At 46.3% G+C, this 25554-nt stretch carries 23 protein-coding genes; 13 read left to right on the top strand and 10 right to left on the bottom strand.

From position 1 onward, the window contains the following. Window positions 1-25: 25 nt before the first annotated feature. From HRR27_RS02660 to HRR27_RS02610, 11 genes are all read left to right on the top strand, one after another. Entirely contained in the window at window positions 26-1483 is a 1458-nt protein-coding gene (locus tag HRR27_RS02660; protein WP_173270531.1) for an aspartate kinase, read from the top strand. Window positions 1484-1694: 211 nt separating this feature from the next. Next, a complete protein-coding gene (gene dauA, locus HRR27_RS02655) occupies window positions 1695-3494 on the top strand; it encodes a C4-dicarboxylic acid transporter DauA (protein ID WP_173270527.1) in 1800 nt (599 codons plus the stop codon). A gap of 185 nt (window positions 3495-3679) precedes the next feature. After that, the gene (nrdB, locus tag HRR27_RS02650) at window positions 3680-4813 is read left to right on the top strand and encodes a class Ia ribonucleoside-diphosphate reductase subunit beta (protein ID WP_173270524.1); all 1134 of its coding nucleotides are present in this window, start codon (window positions 3680-3682) and stop codon (window positions 4811-4813) included. A gap of 135 nt (window positions 4814-4948) precedes the next feature. Then, the gene (locus HRR27_RS02645) at window positions 4949-5656 is read left to right on the top strand and encodes a histidine phosphatase family protein (RefSeq protein ID WP_173270521.1); all 708 of its coding nucleotides are present in this window, start codon (window positions 4949-4951) and stop codon (window positions 5654-5656) included. Between the two features lie 10 nt (window positions 5657-5666). Next, complete coding sequence (locus HRR27_RS02640; protein WP_173270518.1) at window positions 5667-6890, top strand: metallophosphoesterase family protein; 1224 nt, start codon at window positions 5667-5669, stop codon at window positions 6888-6890. Between the two features lie 42 nt (window positions 6891-6932). Next, window positions 6933-7232, top strand: coding sequence for an amphi-Trp domain-containing protein (locus HRR27_RS02635; protein ID WP_173270514.1), 300 nt, complete (start codon window positions 6933-6935; stop codon window positions 7230-7232). A 45-nt stretch (window positions 7233-7277) separates the two neighbouring features. After that, complete coding sequence (locus tag HRR27_RS02630) at window positions 7278-8906, top strand: aminoglycoside phosphotransferase family protein (RefSeq protein ID WP_173270511.1); 1629 nt, start codon at window positions 7278-7280, stop codon at window positions 8904-8906. Next, complete coding sequence (locus HRR27_RS02625; protein WP_173270508.1) at window positions 8899-9807, top strand: GAK system ATP-grasp enzyme; 909 nt, start codon at window positions 8899-8901, stop codon at window positions 9805-9807. The genes HRR27_RS02630 and HRR27_RS02625 overlap by 8 nt, the downstream gene beginning before the upstream one ends. A gap of 151 nt (window positions 9808-9958) precedes the next feature. Continuing rightward, entirely contained in the window at window positions 9959-10198 is a 240-nt protein-coding gene (locus HRR27_RS02620) for a type II toxin-antitoxin system RelB/DinJ family antitoxin (RefSeq protein WP_173270505.1), read from the top strand. Next, window positions 10188-10478, top strand: a complete 291-nt coding sequence (locus HRR27_RS02615; RefSeq protein WP_173270502.1) for a type II toxin-antitoxin system RelE family toxin — start codon at window positions 10188-10190, stop codon at window positions 10476-10478. The genes HRR27_RS02620 and HRR27_RS02615 overlap by 11 nt, the downstream gene beginning before the upstream one ends. A 71-nt stretch (window positions 10479-10549) precedes the next feature. Continuing rightward, window positions 10550-11692, top strand: a complete 1143-nt coding sequence (locus tag HRR27_RS02610) for an HprK-related kinase B (protein WP_173270499.1) — start codon at window positions 10550-10552, stop codon at window positions 11690-11692. 108 nt (window positions 11693-11800) lie between these two features. Here HRR27_RS02610 and HRR27_RS02605 read toward each other — a convergent pair whose 3' ends face one another. The 5 genes from HRR27_RS02605 to HRR27_RS02585 form a co-directional block, all read right to left on the bottom strand. Next, window positions 11801-12064: a type II toxin-antitoxin system mRNA interferase toxin, RelE/StbE family gene (locus HRR27_RS02605; protein ID WP_173270496.1), complete on the bottom strand. Its 264-nt coding sequence runs from the start codon at window positions 12062-12064 to the stop codon at window positions 11801-11803. Continuing rightward, window positions 12061-12321, bottom strand: a complete 261-nt coding sequence (locus tag HRR27_RS02600; RefSeq protein ID WP_173270493.1) for a type II toxin-antitoxin system Phd/YefM family antitoxin — start codon at window positions 12319-12321, stop codon at window positions 12061-12063. The genes HRR27_RS02605 and HRR27_RS02600 overlap by 4 nt, the downstream gene beginning before the upstream one ends. 71 nt (window positions 12322-12392) lie before the next feature. After that, window positions 12393-13214: an ATP-binding cassette domain-containing protein gene (locus HRR27_RS02595; protein ID WP_173270489.1), complete on the bottom strand. Its 822-nt coding sequence runs from the start codon at window positions 13212-13214 to the stop codon at window positions 12393-12395. After that, on the bottom strand, window positions 13214-14212 hold the full coding sequence (locus HRR27_RS02590) for a FecCD family ABC transporter permease (protein WP_173270485.1): 999 nt from the start codon (window positions 14210-14212) through the stop codon (window positions 13214-13216). The genes HRR27_RS02595 and HRR27_RS02590 overlap by 1 nt, the downstream gene beginning before the upstream one ends. After that, window positions 14205-15077: a YihY family inner membrane protein gene (locus HRR27_RS02585; RefSeq protein WP_173270482.1), complete on the bottom strand. Its 873-nt coding sequence runs from the start codon at window positions 15075-15077 to the stop codon at window positions 14205-14207. The genes HRR27_RS02590 and HRR27_RS02585 overlap by 8 nt, the downstream gene beginning before the upstream one ends. A 179-nt stretch (window positions 15078-15256) precedes the next feature. Between HRR27_RS02585 and HRR27_RS02580 the strand changes: the two genes are divergently transcribed. Further along, window positions 15257-18853 (top strand): hydantoinase B/oxoprolinase family protein, encoded by a 3597-nt coding sequence (locus HRR27_RS02580; protein ID WP_173270479.1) that lies wholly within the window; start codon window positions 15257-15259, stop codon window positions 18851-18853. Here the strand turns inward: HRR27_RS02580 and HRR27_RS02575 are convergent. Next, a complete protein-coding gene (locus HRR27_RS02575) occupies window positions 18850-19404 on the bottom strand; it encodes a DJ-1 family glyoxalase III (protein ID WP_173270476.1) in 555 nt (184 codons plus the stop codon). The two genes, HRR27_RS02580 and HRR27_RS02575, sit on opposite strands and share 4 nt — an antisense overlap. Before the next feature lie 153 nt (window positions 19405-19557). Beyond that, window positions 19558-20877: a S41 family peptidase gene (locus HRR27_RS02570; protein WP_173274221.1), complete on the bottom strand. Its 1320-nt coding sequence runs from the start codon at window positions 20875-20877 to the stop codon at window positions 19558-19560. A 226-nt stretch (window positions 20878-21103) separates the two neighbouring features. On the opposite strand from HRR27_RS02570, the gene HRR27_RS02565 reads away from it, so the two are divergent. Further along, window positions 21104-21421 carry an ArsR/SmtB family transcription factor gene (locus tag HRR27_RS02565; protein ID WP_173270473.1) on the top strand — a complete coding sequence of 106 codons (318 nt, stop codon included), beginning with the start codon at window positions 21104-21106 and terminating at the stop codon, window positions 21419-21421. A gap of 215 nt (window positions 21422-21636) precedes the next feature. On the opposite strand, the gene HRR27_RS02560 is transcribed toward HRR27_RS02565, so the two are convergent. From HRR27_RS02560 to HRR27_RS02550, 3 genes are all read right to left on the bottom strand, one after another. Next, a complete protein-coding gene (locus HRR27_RS02560; protein WP_197905426.1) occupies window positions 21637-22467 on the bottom strand; it encodes a putative metalloprotease CJM1_0395 family protein in 831 nt (276 codons plus the stop codon). A 105-nt stretch (window positions 22468-22572) separates the two neighbouring features. Then, entirely contained in the window at window positions 22573-23955 is a 1383-nt protein-coding gene (locus HRR27_RS02555; RefSeq protein WP_173270470.1) for an undecaprenyl-phosphate glucose phosphotransferase, read from the bottom strand. Between the two features lie 57 nt (window positions 23956-24012). Next, a complete protein-coding gene (locus tag HRR27_RS02550; protein WP_173270467.1) occupies window positions 24013-25440 on the bottom strand; it encodes an HlyD family type I secretion periplasmic adaptor subunit in 1428 nt (475 codons plus the stop codon). Window positions 25441-25554: the final 114 nt, after the last annotated feature.

Raw genomic sequence — 25554 nt, 5'->3', positions numbered from 1 at the left:
AATGACTTAAGAGACGTTAAATACTATGTCTAACCAACAAAACTTGTCTGCCTCACGCCCACTCAGTGTTGAGAAAATCGGCGGCACCTCTATGTCTGCTTATGAAGCGGTGCGCGACAACATTATTTTGTACCCAGAGTTTTTATATAACCGCGTCTTTGTTGTCTCGGCTTACGCCGGCGTAACCAACTTGCTACTTGAGCATAAAAAAACCGGTGAACCAGGTGTTTATGGCCTGTTTGCACGCGGCGATGATATGCACGCTTGGCAGATGTCGCTGGAGACTTTGCGTGCCGAACTGCTGAAAATCAACGCCGAGCTGTTTAGCGATGGCGAACAACTTAAACACGCTAATGCCTTTATTGACGAGCGCATTACTGACACGCGTGAAGTCTTGATTAACCTGCATGAAATCTGTAGCCACGGCCATTTTGAACTGCGCGAGCACTTGTTAACCGTTCGTGAATTACTGGCCTCTATCGGTGAAGCGCATTCTGCATACAACTTGGCGTCTCTGTTACAAAACCACGGCGTCAATTCACAGTTCGTCGATCTATCCGGTTGGGACATCAAAGAAAAAATGCCGTTGGATGAGCACATTCTAAGCGCCTTCGCCGACATTGATTTCAGCACCACTCTACCGATCGTGACCGGTTATGCACACTGCTCAGAAAACCTCATCAGCACCTTTGATCGTGGCTATTCAGAAATGACCTTTAGTCGCATCGCGGTGATGCTTAAAGCGAGCGAAGCGGTGATTCATAAAGAGTTCCATCTTTCCTCTGCAGATCCTCGCCTAGTCGGCGAAAGCAATGCCGTGCCGATTGGTAAAACCAGCTATGACATCGCCGACCAGTTAGCCAATTTGGGCATGGAAGCGATTCACCCTCGCGCCGGAAAAGGACTGCGTCAAGCTGAAATCCCATTGCGTATTATGAACACCTTTGAACCCGATCACCACGGCACATTGATTACTGCGGATTACAAATCGGTTGAACCCAAAGTAGAAATCATTGCCGGCATGGAAGGCTTAATTGCGGTCGAAATTTTCGATCAAGAGATGGTAAACCTGCAATCGGAATACGAAACCCAAATCCTGAAAGTCACTAAGCGTAATGTCTGCCAAGTCGTTAGCAAAGACTTCAATGCCAACACCATTACGCTGTACATTAATGGCTCTTTAAAAAAGATCTCCAAAGCCACCGCGCAATTTGAAGAACTGTTCCCTTCGGCACAGATTACCACCAGCAAACTGTCGATGGTGTCTGCAATGGGTTCCAATATGCGCGTTAAAGGATTATTGGCTCAGGCAATTCAAAGCTTAGCCGATCAAGGTATCAATATTGAAGCGATGCACCAAAACACCCGTCAGGTGGAAATGCAAATTTTCGTCGATGCCGACCAATATGCGATTGCCGTTAAAGCGCTCCATCAACGTTTAATCGAAGTGCATAACCACGGAAACGCCATCGCCAAACACTGAAGCTTACCCTTTCAGTACGCCTCGATAAAAAACGATGTCGGCTATGATCGACATCGTTTTTTTATTTGCGCGATTCATACCTTTTCCAATCAACTTAGTGATACACAAAATTGCGATAAGACGACTCGAAATCGAATTAAGAATTTTCAAGTGATGCTAAGTGCTGCATAATGAAAAACCCTGATAGCAATCTTTAACGACACTCTAGCGTATGGCCCAATCCACCAACTTCACCAGTCTCAAAATCGGTTACGGTTTACGCGATTTTCTCAAAAAAGAAGGCTACGATCGCCACGCTTTCGGCAAGGATTTACTCGCCGGTTTTACCGTAGGGATTTTAGCCATTCCAATTTCGATGGCTCTGGCCACCGGTATCGGGATTTCACCGATTTACGGACTGTACACCGCCATTGTCGCCGGCTTTTTTACCGCACTTTTTGGCGGCTCTCGCTTTAGCATCGCCGGCCCTACCGCTTCGTTTGTTATCCTACTGATTCCGGTTGCCGAAAGTTACGGTCTGCTCGGTGTGGTACTGGTCTCATTTCTGGCCGGACTACTCTTAATGCTAATGGCCTATCTACGGCTTGGCCGCTGGATCGAATACATTCCCGAATCCATCACCCTTGGTTTTACCACCGGCATTGCGACCCTAATTATTCTGCTCCAGATTAAGGACTTCTTTGGTCTGCCACTGCAAAACCTACCCTCCGACTTTATGGAGAGACTGTGGATGATGGTGCAAAATTTACCGCAACTGCACTGGCAATCGGCGGTAATCGGCATTGGCACCATGCTGTTTATGATTATCTGGGCACGTTTTAAATTCCGGCTACCCGGCCACTTACCAGGCATTATCCTTGCCAGCGTGGCGACCTATTATTGGAATATGCAAGGCGCTGAAATCAAAACGGTTGGCGAACTCTTTGCAGAAATACCACATTTTCTACCCAATTTTAAAGGCGATTGGATGTGGGAAATGCTCACCCTAATGAATGCCACCGAAATGTGGGAGATGTTCAAATTTCTGTTACCTGCGGCTTTTGCCTTAGCGGTTTTAGGCGCCATGGAATCGATGTTCTGTGCGGTAGTGCTGGACAATGCCGCCGGAACGCGTCATTCGCCAAATAGTGAACTGCTCGGACAAGGCTTGGGCAATGTCTTATCGTCCCTGTTTGGAGGCTTTGCCTCAAGCGGCGGCATGGCGCGCTCTATGACCAATCTGCGAGCTGGCGCACTCTCGCCGGTTTCCGGAATGGTGCACGCACTGGTGGTGCTGTTTGCGATTTTCTTTTTAGCCAAATTGCTGGTTCATTTGCCGATGCCCGCAATGTCGGCATTACTGATTTTGGTCGCGTGGAAGATGAGCTCTTTCTCCCGCGCTTTGGTTCTGTTACGCGGCACACCAGACAGCGACACCTGGGTTTATCTAAGCTGTTTTGTGATGATTCTACTGTTTGATGTTTCGATTGCGGTAACCGCCGGTATGGTCTTAGCCTCTGTACTGTTCGTTAAAGAGATTGCCGAAATGACCCGTCTGCAGGATATTCGTAACGTCAAGCGTTACCATAACGAATCCATTCCGCAAGAATGGAATATCTATCGCATTCAAGGACCGCTGTTTTTTGCGGCCGCAGACCGCATTTTTAGCGAACTCGTAGAAACCTTGTCGAAAAAAGACGGCATAGTGTTGCAAATGGACGCTGTCACGATTCTTGACTCAGGGGGCTTAGCCGCGCTGCGCCGGTTTATCGCACTTGCGGAACGCAATGGGGTGGAGGTGTATTTAAGTGAATTACAGTTCCAACCGCTTAAAACCTTGGCACGCTATGGCCTTGATAAATTTGGTGACCATTTCCGCCTCTTTGCCAGCCTTGACGAAGCACAGCTGGCCATTCATGAACGCTTAGCCCAGCAGAATCCAACCGAGCAAACCGCGGAAATTTCCTCCTCGCTGAGCATTCAAAGTCGCGCGGAAACTGCGCCGATATCTAAAGCAACAGAGCGGCATTAAATCCTGCAAAACCCGAATCGGCATTGTTCCCTTTCTCATTAAATTAAAATGCCATGATTAACTTTTGTGCTGTAAAATGTTCGGTCAATTTCCGTCTGGAAATAACAACGATTTTTTACGATTTTTGTCTAAAAATGCGCATCTTCCCTTTAAGGAGATACAAAAAACCAAAGGATAAAACGGATATGAGTTGCCAAGAAAAAAACACCTATTCAACATTTTGTCAGAGCCATAACAATGCCCTGAAAGAGCCTATGTTTTTTGGTCAAAATGTCAATGTAGCGCGTTACGACCAGCAAAAATATCCCTTTTTTGAAAAGCTGATTGAAAAACAACTTTCGTTTTTTTGGCGTCCGGAAGAGGTCGACATCTCTAGCGATCGCGGTCAATATCAAAGTTTGCCGGAAAACGAACAACACGTTTTTATCTCCAACCTAAAATACCAAACCCTCCTAGATTCGGTACAAGGTCGCTCACCCAATGTGGCACTTTTGCCACTGGTGTCTTTGCCGGAGTTAGAAACGTGGATTGAAACCTGGGCATTTTCCGAAACCATTCACAGCCGCTCTTACACGCACATCATCCGCAATATTTTTAACAATCCGTCGGAAGTGTTCGATGATATTGTCGATAACCAAGAAATCACCAAACGGGCTTTGGCGGTGACGTCTCACTATGACGAACTGATTGCGCTGACAAATAAGATGTACGCCAACCAAATTGATTTGGCCAATGAACCGGACTTCCGCAAACAGATTAAGACTCAGCTCTATCTGACGTTAGTTTCAGTGAATGTGCTGGAAGCAATTCGTTTCTACGTCTCTTTTGCTTGCAGTTTTAGCTTTGCTGAACGCTCATTGATGGAAGGCAATGCCAAAGTAATCAAACTGATTGCGCGTGATGAAGCCTTGCACCTTTCCGGTACGCAAAACATGCTAAGCCTGATGGCGAGCGGCAAAGACGACCCGGAAATGGCGGAGATTGCCAAAGAACAAAAAGAAGCGGCAATTGAAATTTTCCGTTCTGCCGCACAGCAAGAAAAAGAGTGGGCAGAATACCTGTTTAAAGACGGTTCGATGATTGGCTTGAATGCCAGCATTCTGAAAGAATATGTTGAGTACATCACTAACGTGCGTCTGAAAGCGTTGAATTTTGAACCGATCTTCGAAAATCGCAGCAACCCGCTACCGTGGATGAACAACTGGTTAGTTTCCGACAATGTTCAAGTCGCGCCGCAGGAGTCTGAAATCAGCTCTTATCTGGTCGGTCAAGTGGACTCCAAAGTCGACACCTCTGACTTTAGCGACTGTTCACTATAGATTAATCAATTATCCTCTTCTCTTGAATAACGGCCCGTTTGATCATTCATCGGGCCGTTTTCTGTTTTACAGTCTGTCATAAATCTTTCAACTAGGTGTTATCTGAGCGTCATTCTGCATTTTTATACTGACGCCATGAAACGATGTTATCTAGCTTTTTTGCGCCATGCTCACTATTACCAAGCTGAGCAAGTACCGAGCGCACACCAACCGCATGGCCTGACCGAACAAGGAATTGAGGCGTGTCAGCAAGCCGCCGAGACTTTACAAAAACTGATTGAGCACCAAAATTGGACGCTCTATCCCAATATTTACAGTGCCAATCTCTTACGTGCATGGCAGACCGCTAATGAAATCGAACACCATCTGCCGTGGCCGTGCCAAATCAGCAGTACCGCGCAATTAAACGAGCGTTCGGTCGGTTCTTTAGCAAACTTGACCCTGAGCGAAATCGAAGGGGTTATCGAACAGGACCCGCGTTTTTCGCCGCTTCCGCCACACTGGAAAAGCAATTCCGATTTCTGTCTGCCAGTCGACGGTGCCGAATCTTTAATGCAATCCGGTACCCGCGTTAGCCAATTTATCCAACAGACGCTAAACCAAGTATTGGCGCAGAGCTCGCAAAGCGATCGTCCACAATTAATCATCATGATTGGTCACGGCGCGTCTTTCCGTCATGCCGCCTATCAACTTGGTATTTTGGAAAAAGCGGAAATCGGACGCTACTCGATGCATTATGCACAACCGATGGTCTTTGAATGCCGCCAAGAACAGCATGCCATGGCGATTGATTTGATTGCCGGCAAATGGAAAGTCCGCCAAGAAGTCGAACGTCCCGATTAGAAGGTTCAAAATGTTAAATATCGCTCACGCAAATACCTTAACAGCGCCTCCGAATCATTGGGCAGCGCCGAGTAAACCGATTCATTTTATCTGCGACCTACACGCCGATGCCGATGCCCTTCTGGCTTCGCTTAAACTCGGTAAACTGGTAACGCAAGATTCAACGCTACAACAAACGGTTTTAACCGACAGTGCGGCCACGGCGACAGTCATAATCGGAGGCGATTGCTTTGATAAAGGACCGAGTAATCTCAGCCTGTTTCGTTTGTTAAAACAGCTACAGCAATCCGGAATGGATTTACAGATTCTTGCCGGCAATCATGATCTACGTGTCTATGCAGGACTCTTGGCGACCGATTTCCAAGACGATTTACGCCAAGCGCATTTTTTCGTGCGCATGGGCCGTAAAGCGGCATCGCTGTTTGCCGAAGTGTTCCAACAATATTGCACTGGGATGCCGTTGCCGAAAACACCGGCAAGCTGGATTGAAAACTCGCTGATGCCGGATGAAGATTGGTTTGAACTGTTTCCACAGTATGCGCGTAATTTCATGACCGCCAAACAGATTAAAAAAGAGATCAAGCAGATTCGTAAAAAACGCCTCTCCTTTATCAAAGCGTGGCGTGAATACGGCTATGACTGGCAGCATCTAGCGCTGGCGGTCGAGAAAACCAAACAACTGTTTATCGAACCAGACGGCGAATTCTATTGGTTTTTCCAAAACCTCGAATTGATGCAACGCCACGGCAGCTATCTATTTTGTCATGCCGGTGTTGACGATCGCATTATCCACCGCATGCAAGACGAAGGCTTCGAGCGACTGAATCAGGAATTCAACCGAAAGTTGCAACAAGGTAAGATTTTCGAAATCTACTACAACGAACTCGGCAATGTCGTGCGCACTAAATATCGCGACAAAGACCATCCATTAAGCGAACTTGGTGTTCAGGCATTAAAAAATCAAGGCATTCACGCTTTGGTCAATGGCCACCGTGCGCATATCAATGGTCAGCAATTGGTGTTCCGCAATAAATTATTGCACATCGAGTGTGATGCGGAGCTGAATGCCAACTGCCGTGCAAAAAGCCAGCTAGCTCCAGGAGCCTCTGCGGTGACAATGTTTAAAACCTGTGGTACGGTCAGTGCATTGAGCAGCAATCGTTTTTCACTCGGCGTGTTACAACGAAACTTTGCGCCGGGTCAAGATCAATGGCAAGAAAGCTTGCTAGTCTAAGCGACAATTGTGCTTATTTTGTCATCTAAAAAGGAGAGCGATATGGCTAAAAAAACCCAATATTTTGAGCATGAATCTCTGCAAGATCGCGATGCCGTTGTTAACTATCTACACGCCTTAGCGAATGCGGTCAAAACGGGTGAAATCCTGCTCTCCGACGGCGATGAGAAACAGATTATGCAGCCGAGCGACCTGACCCTGATGAGCTTGAAAGCAAGTAGCACCAAGAAAAGCCAAAGCTTACGCATCAAACTAACATGGAATAAGCAAACCGATGAAGAGCCGGATAACGAGCCGCTGTTCATTAAGGCGAAGAAAGCAAAAAAACCGAAAAAATCCTAACCCATCCCTGCTTCCTCGTTTTTCTCTGTTAAGGCTGTTTGCTCAATGAACAAATTATTTCCGGAAATCTATGAAAGCCTACGCTTTCTGCTTATCGATCTGCAAAAACAGCTTCTGGCTGTGATTGAAGGCGTGAACGAAGCCGACCCAGAAAGTTTTGCCCGTAGTTTAAGCCGCACCGCCTATATTGAAAACGCACACCTCAGTTTGCTGAACCGCGCCTACCAAGCCATTCAAAACAGCAACCAAGATTATCGTGCCGTGATTCAAGGCTATGAACACGTCTCCTACAGCTTAATCAGCTTATCGCGCCAATTGGAAACCATTAGTTATCAACTGCAACGCAGCGACGCCTTGCACAGCCTGCAAAAAAAACGCGTCCTCAGTGCCTTGCAAGATCTGAATAACGGCTTGGAATTGATCGAACCGGCGATCGAAAGCGAAGAGCTTGCACTGTCGATTGATATCTGCCAACTACAAGTGCGGATGGACAAGGTCTGTCGCCAACAGCTGAAACGCTACCAACAAAAATTGCAAGAACGCTATGACGAAGCGCTGATGCAGAGTAGCTTTGTGGTCAAAGACATTCAATATATGGCGCGCACCCTACTCAAGGTCGGCGAGGGAATCATTTCCGGCAAGCTCGGACAGTTTATCGAAATCGACAGCTATCAAAAATTAGAAGCGACCCTGTCGGCAATGGATTTGGATCTTGCCGAGCATCAAATTCACATTCATTCGATGGGCGAAACCAAATCCGGCTGCACCATTTCCGGTGTCGCCTCAGCAAGCGAAGCGCAGGATGAACTCTTAGCGATTTTCAAAGAAGGGCAAAAGAAAAAACTGCTGGAAGAGAAAATCGGCATCGAAAGCTGGCACGAAAAATTCCCCGGCATAGCGCCGGAAGTTTATTCCTACCAAAAACAAGGCGACAAGGCAGCGTTGTTATTTGAATACCTAACCGGTAAAACATTCGACAAGCTACTGCTCGATAATCGCACGGTGTTGCAAGACGGACTGAACTGTCTGTTTGCGACCTTGACCGAGATTTGGCAGGCGACCGAACAAGCGCAAGGCATTAACACCAGTTTTATGCCGCAGCTGCAAAAACGCCTTAAAAGCGTCTATGCGGTTCATCCGGAATTTAATTTAAAAGGACTACAAATCGGTGATGCCAAACAGCCGTCGCTAGAAACCTTAATTAAACACGCCATCAAGCTGGAACAAAAACTACAGCCTGCGAAAGCGGTCTATATTCATGGCGACTTCAATGTCGACAATATCTTGTATGATGCCGACAAATGCGAAATCAACTTCATCGATCTGCATCGTTCCGACTATCAAGATTACACGCAAGATCTCTCGGTGCTGATCGTCTCTTTCTACCGCTTAAAACAATACAGCCCAAAAATCCGCCAGCGCATTCGTCTCAGTATGCAGGCGATTTACGATTTCGGCGCTGATTACGCCGAACAACATAATGATAATGACTTTGCCCTGCGCATGGCTCTCGGTCTGGCGCGCTCTTTTATCAGCTCAACCCGTTTTGTGCTCGATAAAGAACACGCTCGAGCCATGCTCTATAAAGGGCGTTTTATACTGGAACATCTTAGCCAAATGAGTAAACAAGAATATAAAAACTACCAGTTACCTAAGGAGCTATTCCGTGATTAAGCCAGTATCGCAACTCAAAATCGGTGTCGTCGGCATCCCCGGCAAATGGTCGACCGAAGTGCTCGCCGATGAGATTGAAGCCAAAACCGGCTTCCGTTGCGTGATAGACATCGAAAAAGTAGTCGCTGACCTAGCGACCCCGACCGTCACCTATAACGGCCAATGTCTATGTGAACTCGATGCGATCATCATTAAGAAAATCTCACAAACCTATAGTCCGATGGTTTTGGATCGTTTGGAAATTTTACGGTTTGTCGAATCCTGTGGTGTAAAAGTCTATTCCAAACCGTGTGAAATCATCCGCCTGGTCGATCGTATGAGCTGCACTATTTCCTTAGCTCGCGCCAAAATTCCGATGCCGAAAACCGTGATTACTGAAGATATCGATGCCGCTTTGCAAGCGGTCAAAGAGTTCGGCGAAGTCATTCTTAAGCCGCTGTTCTCGACCAAAGCGCGCGGCATGCAGGTGATCAGCGCCGAGCAGAGCGACAAAAAGATGATGAAAGAATTACAGGAATTTTACGACATCCACAAATTCTTCTATATCCAACAAAAGCTGAAACTGCCCGGTCACGACATGGGATTGGTGTTCCTCGGCGGCGAATATCAAGGGGCCTATGCCCGCGTTGCCAACGGCGACAGTTGGAACACGACCATTCACTCCGGCGGTAAATATGCCGAAGTTAAACCGAGCGAAGAAATTATCGAAATGGCGCACAAAGCGCAGGCGCAATTTGATTTAGCCTACACCACCGTTGATATTGCGGAAACCGAACAGGGACCAGTTTGCTTTGAAGTCTCGGCCTTCGGCGGCTTTAAGGGCGCGAAAGACGGTCTTGGCTTGAATATGGCGCAAACCTACGTCGATTACGTTATCAAGCAATTGCAAAACGCACAATAGAGAGACTATTCATGGTATGTAGTTCTCGCTTTCTTACATTGAAATAATTTTAAATTCAATTGGTTGCAACGATTGACAAACACAATTCTCATTACAGGAAATTTATGCTATTGTGATTACAAATGTAATTACTTTATCCAGAGGAAAAATCATGGGAACTATCACAATTAGAGTTGACGACAATCTTAAAAGCGAAGCCTACCAAGCCTTAGAAGACTTAAACATCACTCCGTCAGAGTTATTACGTCAAACTTTAGAATACGTAGCTCAAAACCATAAACTTCCATTTAAACCCGTGCTTTTAAATGATGAAGATTTAGATTTATTGGAAACCGTTCGTGAGCGTTTAAATGACCCTAAGCCTGTTGCGGTGAGTTTGGATGACTTATAGCCTTGAATTTGATGAACGCGCACTCAAGGAATGGAAACAACTGGATGGGAGTATTCGTAGCCAATTAAAAAAGAAACTTGAGAAGGTTATTGAGAACCCAAAAGTTAAGAAGAATGAACTTAGAGAGCTTGATAATTGTTACAAAATCAAATTACGTCAAAGTGGCTATCGATTGATTTATCAAGTACAAGATGCCCGTGTAGTGGTGTTTGTTGTTGCAATTGGTAAACGTGATAAAGAACGGGCTTATCGAGATGCGACATACCGAATAAAAACATAAAAACCTTACGAATAAAATTCATTTAAAAATCAATACGTTAATAAAAAAAGGATTTAAAGGTTGTATATTTAATGAGTCACATCTCTGCGCTGTACCAACAATTGATTAGCCAACATCCGCCGGCCATTGAGCAAACGCTATGGCTCACTCTGCCGCAAGCCAACTATCGATTGTTCAGTAACTCGCGCAGTCTGCTCGGAACTCTCAAGGATTATTTTGTCGGATTGGCTTCTTGGGAAAAACCGACTGAAATCTCGATCGCAAGCACCGACATCTATCTTTGGCACACGCCTGACGCGGCGCAATTAATCGCCGCAACGCCTTGGGTAGATTGGCTACGCGAAGCCGGTAAATCGGGACGAAAAGACGCGGTGTATTCATTGCAAAATACCGATGGCAGCGTACGGTTGTTACATAAAGTGAAAACCGGCATGTTGTTCGTGCAACCGAGCAGTAATAATATCGGCGATCCGCTAATGGCTTTCGGTCCGGCGAAACAGCATCCGAACCAGATGATTAATTTCATTTTGACCCAATACCTGAATCAGCATTTGCGTCAAGATTGGCTACTCGGTCACGCTGCCGGTTTACAAATCAATGGCAAAGGCTTAGCGATAGCCGGACTCTCCGGCGGTGGAAAATCGACGCTGATGCTGCATTTACTGGAAAACGGCGAGCATTTTGTCAGCAACGACCGACTGCTGTTCAATCAAGTCGATGGCCAGATGCAGATGCGCGGCATTCCAAAACAACCGCGCATTAACCCCGGCACAATTGTTCATAACCCACGTCTGCACTCGCTGATGAGCGAGCAAGAACGGCATAACTTTTTGGCCATGCCAAGCGAAGAATTACGCGCTTTAGAACTGAAATACGATGCGCCGGTCGATCAACTTTTCTGGTCAAACTGCTATCAAGGCGAAGCCAAATTGGATTATCTGGTGATTCTAAATTGGCAGGCGCAAACCGATAAAGCAACGTCGCTGAAACAGACCAACTTACAAGAATCGCCGCACTTGATTCCGGCATTAATGAAAAGTCCCGGGCCTTTTTATTGTGATGCAGGCGGTCACTTCCTAGAAAACGGCATCATTCCCAATGCCGCAAGCTACCAACAACGACTTAGCGATATTCCGGTACTAGAGTTAAACGGCAAGGTGGATTTTGACGCCGCAAAAAAACTCATCGTCGACACAATACAAAGTGGTGATTAAGACGCCTAAATGAATTCTAAGGTTGGAGTCGAAGAAAACTAGCCAAAGTTCAATTTGGCTATACTGGCTGGATTTTGACTATTAGCATTCCGTGATTAGAAACCGATGTTATTCACCATAATGCGTTTTCGCCCTAACAACCAATACAACACATCTGTTATTTTCTATTCGATAAACTATGCGATCTTGGAAACTTAGGCGTACAGAATAATACCCCTTTAAATCTCCAACGATTGGCTTACCAGTTTGCGGAAAAACCGAAATTTTATTGCGTAAGATGTCTTTGAGCTTGTTCTTCAACTTTGGCGAGAGTTTGGCGACATCTTTTTGTGCCTGCTTAGTAAATTCTATTTGATAGCGCTTACAGCTCACAAAGGCTCTCCAAATACCTCTTCAAAACTAGCTACTTCACCTGAATCAGCTTCAGAGACGGACTGATTAAACTTCTGTTTAAAATCTGGTTGCGACAAAAGGTGTAGCGTTTCCTGCAAGCTTTCATAATCATCAGCAGACATAATGACCGCGTTGCCAGATTTATGCTGTACCTGAATAATTTCATGTTGTTGATTGGTTTGTTTAATAATTTCAAAAAATGACTTTCTTGCTTCTGTTGCAGTCATCATTGCCATGACTTTAACCTCTCCCACTACCTTATGTACCAAATAGTGTACCACCATCAATTCCAAAGAACAAAACGCTATTAAAACTTCGGTAAAAAATAGGCTTTGCCGTTTTGGGTAACCGACTGCAATTGCATCTGCAACCCTTGCTCTAAGGTCTGCTGTTGCAGCACGTTTTGAGCCCCACCCTCGGCGAAAACCGCGCCGTCTTTAAGCAGTAGCACTCGGTCGGCGAGTTGTTGCGCCAAAGGCAAATCATGCAGCACCATAATCACTCCCAAGCCTTGCCGACACCATTCGCGTAACAATAAAGCAAAACATTGCTGATGGCGCATATCTAACGCCGCATTCCATTCATCGAGCAACAGCCATTTACCACTAAAGTCAGGACTTTCTTGTTGCACTTGTTCGACAGGCCAGATTTGCGCTAATGCGCGTGCCAAATGCGCCCTTTTAAATTCGCCGCCGGATAAACTCAATACCGAGCGTTCGGCAAAATCAGTAAGATCGCAAACGCGCAAAATCTCATACAGTAAACCATCAAAATCGGCAGAATGTTGATAAGCTTCAAGCAGTTCGCTGCCGAACTGAATTTCCAAACCAAGACTGGCCAACTGACGCACACTGAAATCAAACTGCATCGCCTGCTGTTGCTCGACCACCGCACGTTGCAATGCTAACTGCGGTAGAGAAATGGCTTGCAAACTTTGCCCCTGCCATTGAATGCTTCCAGACGAACTGTGCAGTGACTTTGCCAACAGCTTTAATAGCGTCGATTTGCCTGCGCCATTCTGTCCGAGAATTACATTTACCTGCCCGCCGACAAAATCAGCGGTAACATCCTGCAATAATTGTTTTTTATCGACATTGAAACCGAGATTTCGGCACTGAATCCGATTCATTACTGCCATCCTTGGCGGCGTTTCAACAGCATCATCAAAAAGAACGGCGCACCTAACAACGCCATTAACAAGCCAATTGGCAATTCCAACGGGTACAGCAGGATTCGCGCCAACCAATCCGCCAAAACCAGAAGAAGTGCGCCGCCCAAAGCGCTAAGCGGCAATACCAAGCGATGATCAGCACCGACCCATAATCGAATCATATGCGGCACGACCAAGCCGACAAAACCAATCACCCCTACCAATGCCACCGCCGCACTGACCATTAAGGCACTAAAGAAAATCACCTGCCACTTTAAACGATCGCTCGCGAATCCCATATAGATGGCGCTCTGCTCGCCGAGAACAAACGCGTTCATAGCACGCACCAAGCGCCACAACATTACCGTCGACAACAGTACGATAAACAACACCAATAGCACCGACGACCATGGAAGATTAACCAAAGACCCCATCAACCAGAAAGTCACTGAACGCAGTTCCACCAAATCGGCAACGCTTAGCAACATCTGCGTGCCCGCCCCCATCAAAGCATTGACCGCCACGCCAGCAAGAAGCATTAAGGCCACATCGGTCTGGCCTTTACGCGTCGCCAAACGATAAATCAGATAGGTCGCCAATAAGCCGGCGAGAAACGCAGAAATCCCGACTTGCCAAAGTGCGACCTGTTGCCACAGCACCCCGCCGAGAACCATAATAAATACCGCTCCGAAAGCCGAACTACTGGCGACGCCAATTAAGCCTGGTTCTGCCAAAGGGTTTCGAAACAACGCTTGCAGAGCAACTCCGGCAACCGCCAGACCGGCACCTACTACCATCGCCATCACCACTCTCGGCAAACGCAATTCTTGCAAAATAAACCATTGTTGCGGGCTCAAACCTTGGCTAAGATTTTGCCAGTTGAGCCCGTTATAACCGACGAATAGATGTGCAAAAACCGCCGGTATCAGCAATGCCAACAACAATAGACCAGGTTTCAGCGGAAACGCTCTAACCATGCTTCTCGGTTTTCCAGTTTTTATACTGCTCGCTCAAGGTCGCAACCACCGAGCCGTTCCAAATCACGATAAACCAACTTAGATAGAGCCACAGCAGAAACAACGGCACCGCGGCAAAAGCACCGTAAATCAAATCATAGGTCGGGAACAGTTTGACATAGGCACCAAAGCCGACTTTTAGCACCTCGATTTGCGCCATCGCCAAAAACCCACCAATCGCTGCGGCACGGGTCGATACATAACAGGCTGGCACAAATTTAAACAATAACGTAAAGCCTAACCACGAGAGCATCACCGGAATAATTTTCAGGCCAAAAAGCAGTTTTTCGATAAAAGGCGTAGTGTCACTAATCAATGGCAGAGCCAAAATCGCCGAACTGATCACCAGACTCAAGCCCAGTAAAATCGGCCCAAACAGACTAATCCCCAAATAATGCAATAAACTCACCCACCAGCGGCGCTTGCGAACATCCGGCCAGAGTTCGTTCAACTTTTGATCGACTTTCCATAACAACATCAAAGTGGTTATCAGCATCACCGTTAACCCTGGCCATTTTAGGCTGGTCGCTTTTTCTGAAAAAGCAAACAAATAGTCTTGAATAATCGGCTGAGAACTGGGCATCAAATTCGCGACCACTTGGTCCATAACCAAAATTTCAAACTGCTCAAAATAATTTGACACCGAAAACAACGCCAACATAAAACCAAGCATCGGCACGATTCCCACTAGAGACGTGTACGCCAAAATCGCGACCGCATCAGTGCCTTTCTGTTGCTGAAAACGCACTGCACAACGCAACCAAAAGCGCCAGTGTATAATTTTTGCTAAAAATGAGAATTTTTCTGTGTCGTGGGGTTGTTTCATAGATTTCACACGAAATTGCGCAGCGGCCTGTTATACATTATTGGGCTGTTATTGTATTCGTTCTATAGCCATTATGGACACTATGATAAACACCGCATAAAAAGTGTTTGCCTAAAGTTCGGCAAAAAAACTAATATATGTGCAAATATTACATTTAAAAACCCTTAAGAGTATCTTAAATGACTGCAAAAAAATGGAACTTCTGGATTGATCGCGGCGGCACTTTTACCGATATTATCGCCCTTAACCCAAACGGTAAAATACACACTCACAAATTGCTCTCACAAAACCCTGAACAATATCGTGACGCGGTCATCGCTGGCATACGCCATTTTTTGCAGATTTCTGACGACCAACATCTTCCAGCCGAGCGCATCGCAAGCGTAAAGATGGGCACCACCGTGGCCACAAATGCGCTCTTGGAGCGAAAAGGCGAGCCAGTGGCTCTGATCACCAATCGCGGCTTCGCCGATGCGTTGCAAATCGGTTATCAGCACCGTCCAGATATTTTCGCACTGGAAGTGCGTACTGCTAAGCCCCTTTATCAAACCTCAGTGGAAGTCAGCGGCCGTTTAGATGCGCAAGGCCAAGAGATTGTTGCACTCAATGAAATCGAATGCAAACAGACCTTAAGCACTCTGCAACAGCAAGGTTATCAAGCCTTGGCAATCGTCATGCTGCACGGCTATCTAAACCCCGCTCATGAACAACAAATTGCCAAATGGGCGACAGAGATGGGCTTTGCTCAAATTTCGACATCCTCGCAAACCTCTTCGTTGATTAACTACATTGCGCGTGGCCGAACGACCGTGGTTGACGCCTATTTAAATCCCGTCTTACAGAACTACATTCGTGACCTCCGCGAACACCTTCCTGGCGTGGATTTACAGTTTATGCAGTCGCACGGCGGCCTCTGCCAAGCCGAGCACTTTCAAGGTAAAGACGCGGTACTTTCCGGACCCGCTGGAGGCGTTATCGGCGCAATTAAAACAGCACAACTTGCACACCAAGAAAAAATTATCGGTTTTGATATGGGCGGCACCTCAACGGATGTTTCGCATTATGCCGGTGAACTGCAACGCAGCTATGAAACTGAAATTGCGGGTGTCTCGATGCGCGTGCCGATGCTTGATATTCATACCGTTGCCGCTGGTGGCGGTTCGATTATCTCCGGTCATCATGGTGAAGTTCGTGTTGGCCCAGAATCCGCCGGTGCCAATCCCGGACCTTGCGCTTATCGTCGCGGTGGCCCCTTGACGATTACAGACGCCAATCTGCTGCTTGGGCGGATTCAAAGTGACTATTTTCCGAGCGTGTTTGGCCCACAAGGCAATCAGCCCCTCGACGTAAGCGCCGTACAAAAGGCCTTCTTAGAGATGGCACAAAGTTTAAATATGCAAGCGGAAGTGTTAGCCGAAGGCGCAATTACCATCGCGATTGAGCACATGGCCGAAGCGGTGCAAAAAATCTCAACACAACGCGGTTATGACTTACAAGACTATACCTTAATCAGTTTTGGTGGCGCCGGTGGTCAACACGCCTGTGCGGTGGCCGAAAAACTGGGCATTAAAAAAATATTGCTGCACCCATACGCAGGGGTACTTTCGGCCTACGGCATCGGCTTGGCACAAACCTCGGTACTGCGCACGCACAGTTGCCAATGTCCGCTAGAAGAACTCGCTGAATTAACCCAACAGATCAACACCCACCAACGCTTGGCTGCTGAAGAGCTGCAACAGCAAAACCAAACAGTGCAACAGAACCAAGTCACATTACAACTGCATTATCAAGGAAGCAATACGCTACTCGATATTGCCTGGCAAGCGACTGTCCGCCCTGCCAAATATCGCGAACAATTCCAAAAGGCTCACCAGCGCCAGTTTGGCTTTATCCAAGACGCACCGATTATCGTGCAAAGTTTCACCGTGGAAGCCTTAGGACAAGCCCATCAAGCGCAGCCATTGAAGCACTTGATCCAAGCCCCTTGTTCACCGCTCAAGCAGATTCAAACCTTTTGCAATGGGATTTGGCAAGCAACCAATCTGTATCAACGAGAAGCCTTAGCGGTCGGGCAACAGATTTCTGGCCCAGCCTTGATTTTAGAAAGCACCGGCACGATTTATCTACCTCCTAACTGGTCAGCTCAGTGTCTCGATGATGGACAACTCGAGCTGTTACAGCAGGCGACTACTCGGCAGACAGCAGCCAAAACGCAAGATGATGAACCAGTCGACCCAGTGCAATTAGCTTTATACAATCACCGTTTTATGGCCATTGCCGAGCAGATGGGTGCGGTCTTGGCAAAAACGGCACATTCGGTAAACATCAAAGAACGCTTGGATTTTAGTTGTGCCCTATTCGACGCCCAAGGCCAACTGATTGCCAACGCGCCACACGTACCGGTGCACCTCGGCTCAATGGGCGAGTCGGTTAAAACCTTGATTGAACGCTATGGGGAGTCCTTGCAAGAAGGCGATGCCTATGCACTTAACAATCCGTATGCCGGAGGTACTCATCTGCCTGACATCACCGTAATCTCTCCGGTGTTTTTCGATGGCCGTTGCCAATTTTATGTTGCATCCAGAGGGCATCACGCAGATGTCGGCGGTCTAACGCCCGGCTCGATGCCGGCCAACAGCACGCATATTGAACAAGAAGGCGTCCTATTAGACTGCGTACCGGTATTACTGCAAGGCCAATTTCAACACGCCAATTTACAAAAAACTCTGCTACAAACGCGTTTTCCAGTGCGTAATGTGACGCAGAACTTATATGACTTGCAGGCACAAATCGCGGCGAACCAAACCGGCATGACTCAATTGCAACAACTCTGTGAACATGTCGGCTCAACAACGGTTAAACGTTATATGAATTTTGTGCTAGCGCATTCCGAAAAAGTGGTGAAAGCGCTACTACCAAAACTGCAAAGCGGCAAATTCTGCTACCTCACAGACCAAGGCACTCAAGTTTGTGTCCAGATAAACATTGATACGCAACGCCAAAAAGCAATCATCGACTTTAGCGGCACTAGCCCGCAACAACTCAACAACTTCAATGCCCCATTCGCCATTACTCGCGCCGCCGTGCTGTATGTGATTCGCACGCTCGTACAAGAACCGATTGCACTGAATGACGGCTTTCTCAGACCCATCGAAATTATTGTGCCGCCAAATAATCTGCTTAACCCAAGCTATCCGGCGGCCGTGGTAGCGGGTAATGTGGAAACCTCGCAGATGATTACCGATACGCTCTATGGTGCTTTACAAATTCAAGCCGCATCACAAGGAACAATGAATAACCTAACCTTTGGCAATGACACCTGGCAGTACTACGAAACCTTATGTGGCGGTACCGGAGCCGGAGCCAGCTATCATGGCGAAGATGCGGTACACAGTCACATGACCAACTCCAGACTGACCGATCCAGAAGTGCTTGAAACGCGTTATCCGGTGCGTTTAAAGCGCTTTGCGATTCGCCAAAACAGCGGCGGAAGCGGCAAATTTCATGGTGGTAACGGCTGCGAACGGCACATCGAATTTTTAGTGCCGATGACGGTTTCGGTACTGAGTAACCATCGCAAAACCGCGCCCTACGGACTGTTTGGCGGCCATGCAGGAAAGCTAGGACAACATGGTCGAAAACGCCGTGGTGCACCCAGCCCGCAATGGCTCAACAGCGCCTTTACACAAAAATTTTCAGTCGGCGATGAACTCTGGATGCACACCCCTGGCGGTGGCGGTTACGGCCTTCTAGAACACGAACCTGAGCAAAATTAAGCGCGCACTAAGGCGGCTTCTACTTGTTCACGTTTTGCTTTCCCCTGCAACTGCTCAACAAGGTAGAGCGCAAAATCCATCGCGGTTCCCGGACCGCGTGAAGTAATCACTTGTCCGTCTTGGACAATCGCATCCTTTAAATACTGCATCCCTGGCGCAGGATGGCGGTCAATCACACCGGGGTAACTGGTGGCTTGCTTGCCGTCCAGTATTCCTGCGTTTAACAATACTTTTGGTGCGGCGCAAATCGCCGCCACCAAGCCGCCCTCAGCCATCATCGTCTGCAGCATACTGCGCAAACGTAAATCGGCTTGGAGATAATCCGCCCCCGGCAAACCGCCCGGTAAAACAATTAAATCAAATTTCTGACCAATCACCTCATCCAGAGTTTGCTGTGCTATCAGCTGCATCCCTCGGCTGGCGGTAATAATGCGATTATCATCCAAACTGGCAGTCACCACCGCAATACCGCCACGCACCAATATGTCGGTTATCGTCACCGCTTCAAGTTCTTCACAACCTTGTGCCAAAGGCACCAATACTCGGCTCATCTGTTCCTCCAATATCAAACAAATCGCTCTCTTGTTTACCGACCATTAAGCAGACGCCACACAAGTTCCCATTCCCTTCAGCGTCCTCTTAATAAAAAAGCCACCGCTTTCATGAAAAGTCGGTGGCCTTATCGTCAGAAAATAAAGAGCAGATTATTTCAGCTGTTGCGCCAAAATCATGGTTTTGACCAAACGCATTGCCTCGTTTATTTCAAAATCTTTTTCCAAAATTTCGGCTGTCTCTTTGGTAATCCCATCCGTGGTGTCTTGCTTCGTCTCTACTCCATTAGCCTGTTTCTTTTCATCATCGCCTTCTAGGTGACCAGAAAGATCTTTCTCTTTAACACGCTCAATTTTAGTATCAACTTTTTCGACTTTCACTCGTTCAATTTCAACATCCGGCGCAATCCCTTCTGCCTGAATAGAACGCCCTGACGGCGTAAAATAACGTGCCGTCGTCATTTTCATCGCCGCACCATTATTCAGCTGCATTAAGGTTTGCACCGAACCTTTACCGAACGTATCTCGACCGGCAATCAACGCACGCTTCTGGTCTTGCAACGCACCGGCCACAATTTCTGAAGCCGATGCAGAACCTTCATTTACCAAGACCACAACCGGTTTACCATTAATGATATCGCCGCTTTCTGCCGAAAAGCGCATTTGTGAATTGCGGATACGCCCTTCGGTATAGACAATCAAACCGTCGTTTAAGAAAGCATCAGACACCTCAACTGCGGCCGTTAAAACACCACCCGGATTATTCCGCAAATCCAAAACCAGACCGTTTAACGGTTTACCGTTTTCTTGCTCTAAGGTTTTTACCGCAAGCTGTAAATCTTGGCCAGTACGCACTTGGAACTGACTGATACGCACATAACCAATGCCGTCTTTAAGCATACGCTGCTTAATACTTTTCACCTTAATAATGGCACGAGTTAATTCCATTTTTAGCGGCGCATCTTCACCTTTACGCACCACCGTTAGCTCTAACTTAGTCCCCGGTTTGCCACGCATGATTTTAACCGCGTCACTCAGCGTTTTACCTTTAACCGGCTCGGCGCCCAATTTTATAATCAAATCGCCAGCCTGTATTCCAGCTTCTTGCGCTGGGGTATCATCAATCGGCGAAATGACTTTAACAAAGCCATCTTCCATCCCCACTTCCATACCTAAACCGCCAAACTCACCACGCGTATGTTCTTCCATCGATTTGGCATCCACCGGTGGCAGGTAAGCTGAATGTGGATCAAGGCTAGAGAGCATGCCACTGATTGCACCTTCCAAAAGCTGCTTATCATCCACCTGGTCAACATAATCGGTAGAGATGCGTTCATAGACCTCAACAAAGGCACGTAGCTCTTGTAACGGAATGGTCTTGTTCTCGGGTGCCGATTGCGTTTCTTTATCAGCCCAAACATTCGTGCCAACAGCGATAAGCGCGCCGAGCACAACGCCAGAACTTACCCACATGACTTGTTTTACTTTTGAAATCGCCACAGGTTCTCCATTTATAAAATTGCGGTGAATCTTTCCTTTATAAGGTTTTCGTGAGGACTATTCAAGTTAGATTCACTTTTTAGCCCAAATTTTTTTAACATCTCATAAAAATTCCTTTAGGTGACACCCAGCCAAGTTTTCTTTAGAATTGACACGGAAAATTTACAGAATATCGTTATATAGTGAAGAAGTGGTTAAAATGAGTTTAGATGACATTCCATTCGCAATGAAAGAAGAAAACATACAAAAAGCCTCAAAAGCGCTAAAAGCGATGGGCCACCCACTAAGATTAAAAATTCTTTGCGTCATTGGGGATAATGAATTACCGGTGATGGAAATTGTTAAACAGGTGGGCACCACGCAAAGCAATATTTCACAACATATTGATATTTTACGCGAAAAAGAGATTATTACCTCTCGCAGGGAAGGCAGCAAAATCCTTTGTAAGGTTCGTGACCGCGAAATTCTTACCTTAATGGAAACCATGCAACACACTTTCTGCCCTGCCAAACACTGATTGATTCAGTGCGCACTTAATGCCGAAATTCCGTTAACAAACCGTCAATTTCGGCATAATTTTTATTGGCGTTAAAAGCAGAAAATTAGTTCAATTTTCACTCAAATCAAAAGCGTCGATACCCATTCTGGTAAACCTAGCTCAAGCAACCCATCGAATTATTCGCTAAAAAACGTGAATTTCTTGCCGCGGTCAAAAATAATAAAAAATAAATATTACGCTCGCACAGAGTTTAGGCTCAAACGGGTTTCAAATTGAGTGCGTTCAACCGCTAACTGGCGCATGCCCATCTCTTGCTGAACAACACTTGCAAAATCATTCTGATTAACCGATTGATTGTTCGCAGGTGAAATTCGATTATATGAATCACTTGAATTATCTGTCGCTTGCGTTTGATTTTCCGCATCCGCTCTGGATTCAGGTGCGTCTGCCTGCTCGGTTCGCTGCTCAGCAATTTGCGCACGCGCTTCTGTCATCATTTGCGCCGCCGCACTGGCCACGCGCAAATCTTGCGTTGAAGGTTGCGCCGGAGCTAATGCCGCGCTCTGCACAACCATCGCTTTTTGCAGCGTTGCCTCCGGATCATTTGCAATCGGCGAGGTATCAATGCCAACTTCACCACCGACAGCGTAACGCTTACCGTCAGGGCCTGTTTGATAACTAAAACTGGCACCACTGGTCGCATACTGACCGGCAGCGGATAAATGCGCCTGTTCATGCACGCGGACTTCTCTGTCACGGGCTTTTAGTTGACTAATAACCTGCTCAACTTGCTGCTGTGCCGAAAGTTCTTCTTGCGAAGGCGGTGAAGCCTCAGTGGAGGATGTGGTCGATGACGCACTGCTTGACGAGTTGACCGTGTTGGCCAATGGAATGGTACGACTGGGAATGGCGTTCAGAGTTTCGCTGTTTTGCGGCGTAATACGCTGGACACCGAGCTCTTTTGACGAGTCTTGAGAAATGCGATTCGTCTCTGCAGCCGCAACCCGCGGTACCATCACCGTTGGTTGCGAAGCCATAATAGACGCACCAATCGTCATCGCCATAATCACCAAAAACCTTAATTATCAAATAATTACTGGGGAATTACTGTTCAATTAATTATAAATGACTCGCGGCTATGGCGACAAACATATTTTTTTATCACCAACTCAATAAGCGTTATCGTGAATAATTCCTTTTAAAAAGGTAAGCAAGAAAATTTTAAGATCCAACCAAAGAGACCATGTACGAATGTAATGTAAATCAAATTCGACACGCTTTTCCATCTTCTCTAGTTGCTCGGTCTGACCACGGAAACCATTGACCTGTGCCAATCCGGTAATACCGGGTTTCACCATATGGCGCTGCATATATTTTGGCACTAGATTACGATAAAACTCATTGTGTTCCGCGGCATGAGGTCGCGGACCGACTATCGACATTTCCCCACGCAGCACATTAAAAAATTGCGGCAGTTCATCCAAACTAGTGCGACGCAGCCATTTTCCAAAACGAGTCACTCTACGGTCATTCTTAGTGGCTTGCACCATCAGCGATTGGTCACTGTCGACATACATCGTACGAAATTTATAAACAGTAATTGGGCGACCATTCAGTCCATATCGAACCTGTTGATAGACAATAGGGCCATTGGATGTTAAACGAATTAACAATGCAATAAACAGCATCACCGGAGCGCTAACCATAATTGCAAACAAGGACAATAAAATATCTTCGATGCGTTTAATAAACAAATTCGTCATCGAATTTAAGGGCGTATCGTAAACACTGATTACTGGCAGACCAAAAAAGTCATGCCAGCTTGCATTCAGCAGATCAAAAGAAAACAAATTTGGAACAAATTTAACCACAACAGAACTGTTGGCCAAACTATCTAGCACTTCTCGAATACGTGGCTCCGAAGAAACAGGTAAACAGATAAAAACCTCATTACATTCCAGTTCAGCTAACTTTAGAGCGATATCGTCCAAGTTAGAAAGTACCGGTAAGGACTCAATATGCTGATTAATCAGCGCTTTATCATCATCAAAAAAAGCAACCAAATTGACCGCATAAAGAAGCGACTGTTGAATATTTTGCGCCACTAAGCGACCAACCTTACCAGCCCCTAAAATAGCGACTCTGCGTCGCTGATTACCACGCCGATTTAATTTTTGAAGAAAATGATAAACAAGGTAGCGGTAAAACCACAATAAAACGGGGATAGCCAGTAGAAGCGAATAATAAACAGCGTTATTAAATTGGGTTTGATCAACAATAAAAAACTGAATTAAAACGGTGATTAACCAAGACTTAATCACCAGTTTTTCAAACCCCTTTTGATACCAAAGGTCGGTTGAACGATACAGCCCGGTTAATTGCGAGACCAAAACAAATAAAGCACCCAACATTAAAGCCAAATCAATGGCCGCTTGGCTTACTGTTTCGTCAGCATAAAACCATAAAAAAGCAAAATAGACACTTGCCGCAGGCAGTACAAAATCCATGCATCTCTGCAACCAGTAAAACACCTCAATGTCTTTTTTTACCATACCAGCGCTCTACAGAGATACCTTATCTTGGTTATTGAAAACCCACTTAGCAAGCCGTTATTCTTCGTTAAACGCCTTCGCAAACATATCTTTAAACGGCTTAACGAAATAAGCAAGCAGCGTTCGTTCACCGATTTTGATCATGGTCTCCGCAGGCATACCTGGCAAGAGAAAGATTCCATCGTCTTCCATCTGTTTAACTCCAGCTGGCGTAATCACTACTCGCGCTTCAAAGTACTCCAAATCAGAACGTTCATCGACAAACTTATCGGCTGAAAGATAAACCACCTCGCCTTCCACAACCTTAGTTACTTGCGTATTAAAGGCAGAAAAACGCACATCGGCTCTTAAACCAACATAAACCTTGTCAATATCCGTCGGCATTACCTTTGCTTTCACCGCATAATTGCGAGTACTCGGAACAATTTCCATCAACGTCTGTCCAGAAGAGATAACCTCACCTGCAGTATAAATACTCAAGCCATTCACCGTACCTGCAATCGGCGAAGTAATTTCAACGCGCTCTAAACGATCCAGCAACGCAATTTTACGGGACTCAAGATCCGCTTTTTCACCTTGCACATCACGTAACTGCGAAACCACCTCCTCTAAGAATTTGCGCTTACGTAGCACCATTTCAGATTCAGTTTCACTAATTTGAACTTTCAAACGTGCAATTTCAGAACCATTGGTTTCTTTTTCGCCTTTTAAACGAGACAGTTCACGCTGCATCTCTTGCAAGCGAATTTTATCGGCAAACTGCTCTCTAAAAAGTGCTTCCCAATCTTTTACTTCCGCCTGATATGACGCAATCCGCTCTTCTAAAGTATTATTTTGAGAATCCAAACCATTAATTTGCTCACGCAAAGCATCAATGCGTTGTCGGTAAATACGCAACTCACTATTCAACGCTTTTCTACGCGCTTGAAAAAACTCCTCTTGACCTTGCAGTACTTCTTTAATCTGCTCGCTCTGCTTAGCTTTTGACAAAGCATCTGGGAAAACAATCCTAGATTTGTCTTTTCGTTCTGCTTGCAAACGCGCTTCAGAGCCCATCAATTCAATTAAGCGACCATTGATAACATCCAATTCAGCCTGTGCCTGCGTCGGTGATAAACGAAGCAAAACTTGTCCCTGCTCCACATTGTCACCGTCTTTAACTAAAACATCTTGAACAATACCGCCTTCATAATGCTGGACCACTCGGTTATTGGAAGTCACAATCACTTCGCCTGGAGCAACAGCTGCACTATCTAAAGGCGCCTTTGCCGCCCAACCACCAAACAGACCAAACGTAACAAACAGCACCAACAAACCCAAACGAGTATAGCCACGGTGTTCGGTCTTAATTTGCGGAATATCCTTACGTTCTTCAGCTTTGAAAGAGGTCATCTCCTCTTTCTGAATAAATTCACCTTGCACGCTTTTCGTTTGGCTTTTTTCTACCAAAGCCTGTGCTTGACCTTCAATCGGTTTTTCTGACATCTGAAGCCTTCAAATGGTTAAGTTAGAGAAGCACGGAATAAACCCAGCTGATTTAAAGGAAAGCCCGATAGACAATGTCAATAAGGGCAAATTCACTGTTAGACTTTACGTCCT

The organism is Thiosulfatimonas sediminis, from assembly GCF_011398355.1.
GTDB lineage: Bacteria > Pseudomonadota > Gammaproteobacteria > Thiomicrospirales > Thiomicrospiraceae > Thiomicrorhabdus > Thiomicrorhabdus sediminis_A.
The sequence above is the reverse complement of the archived record's forward strand: the minus strand, read 5'-3'. Positions and strand labels throughout refer to the sequence as shown.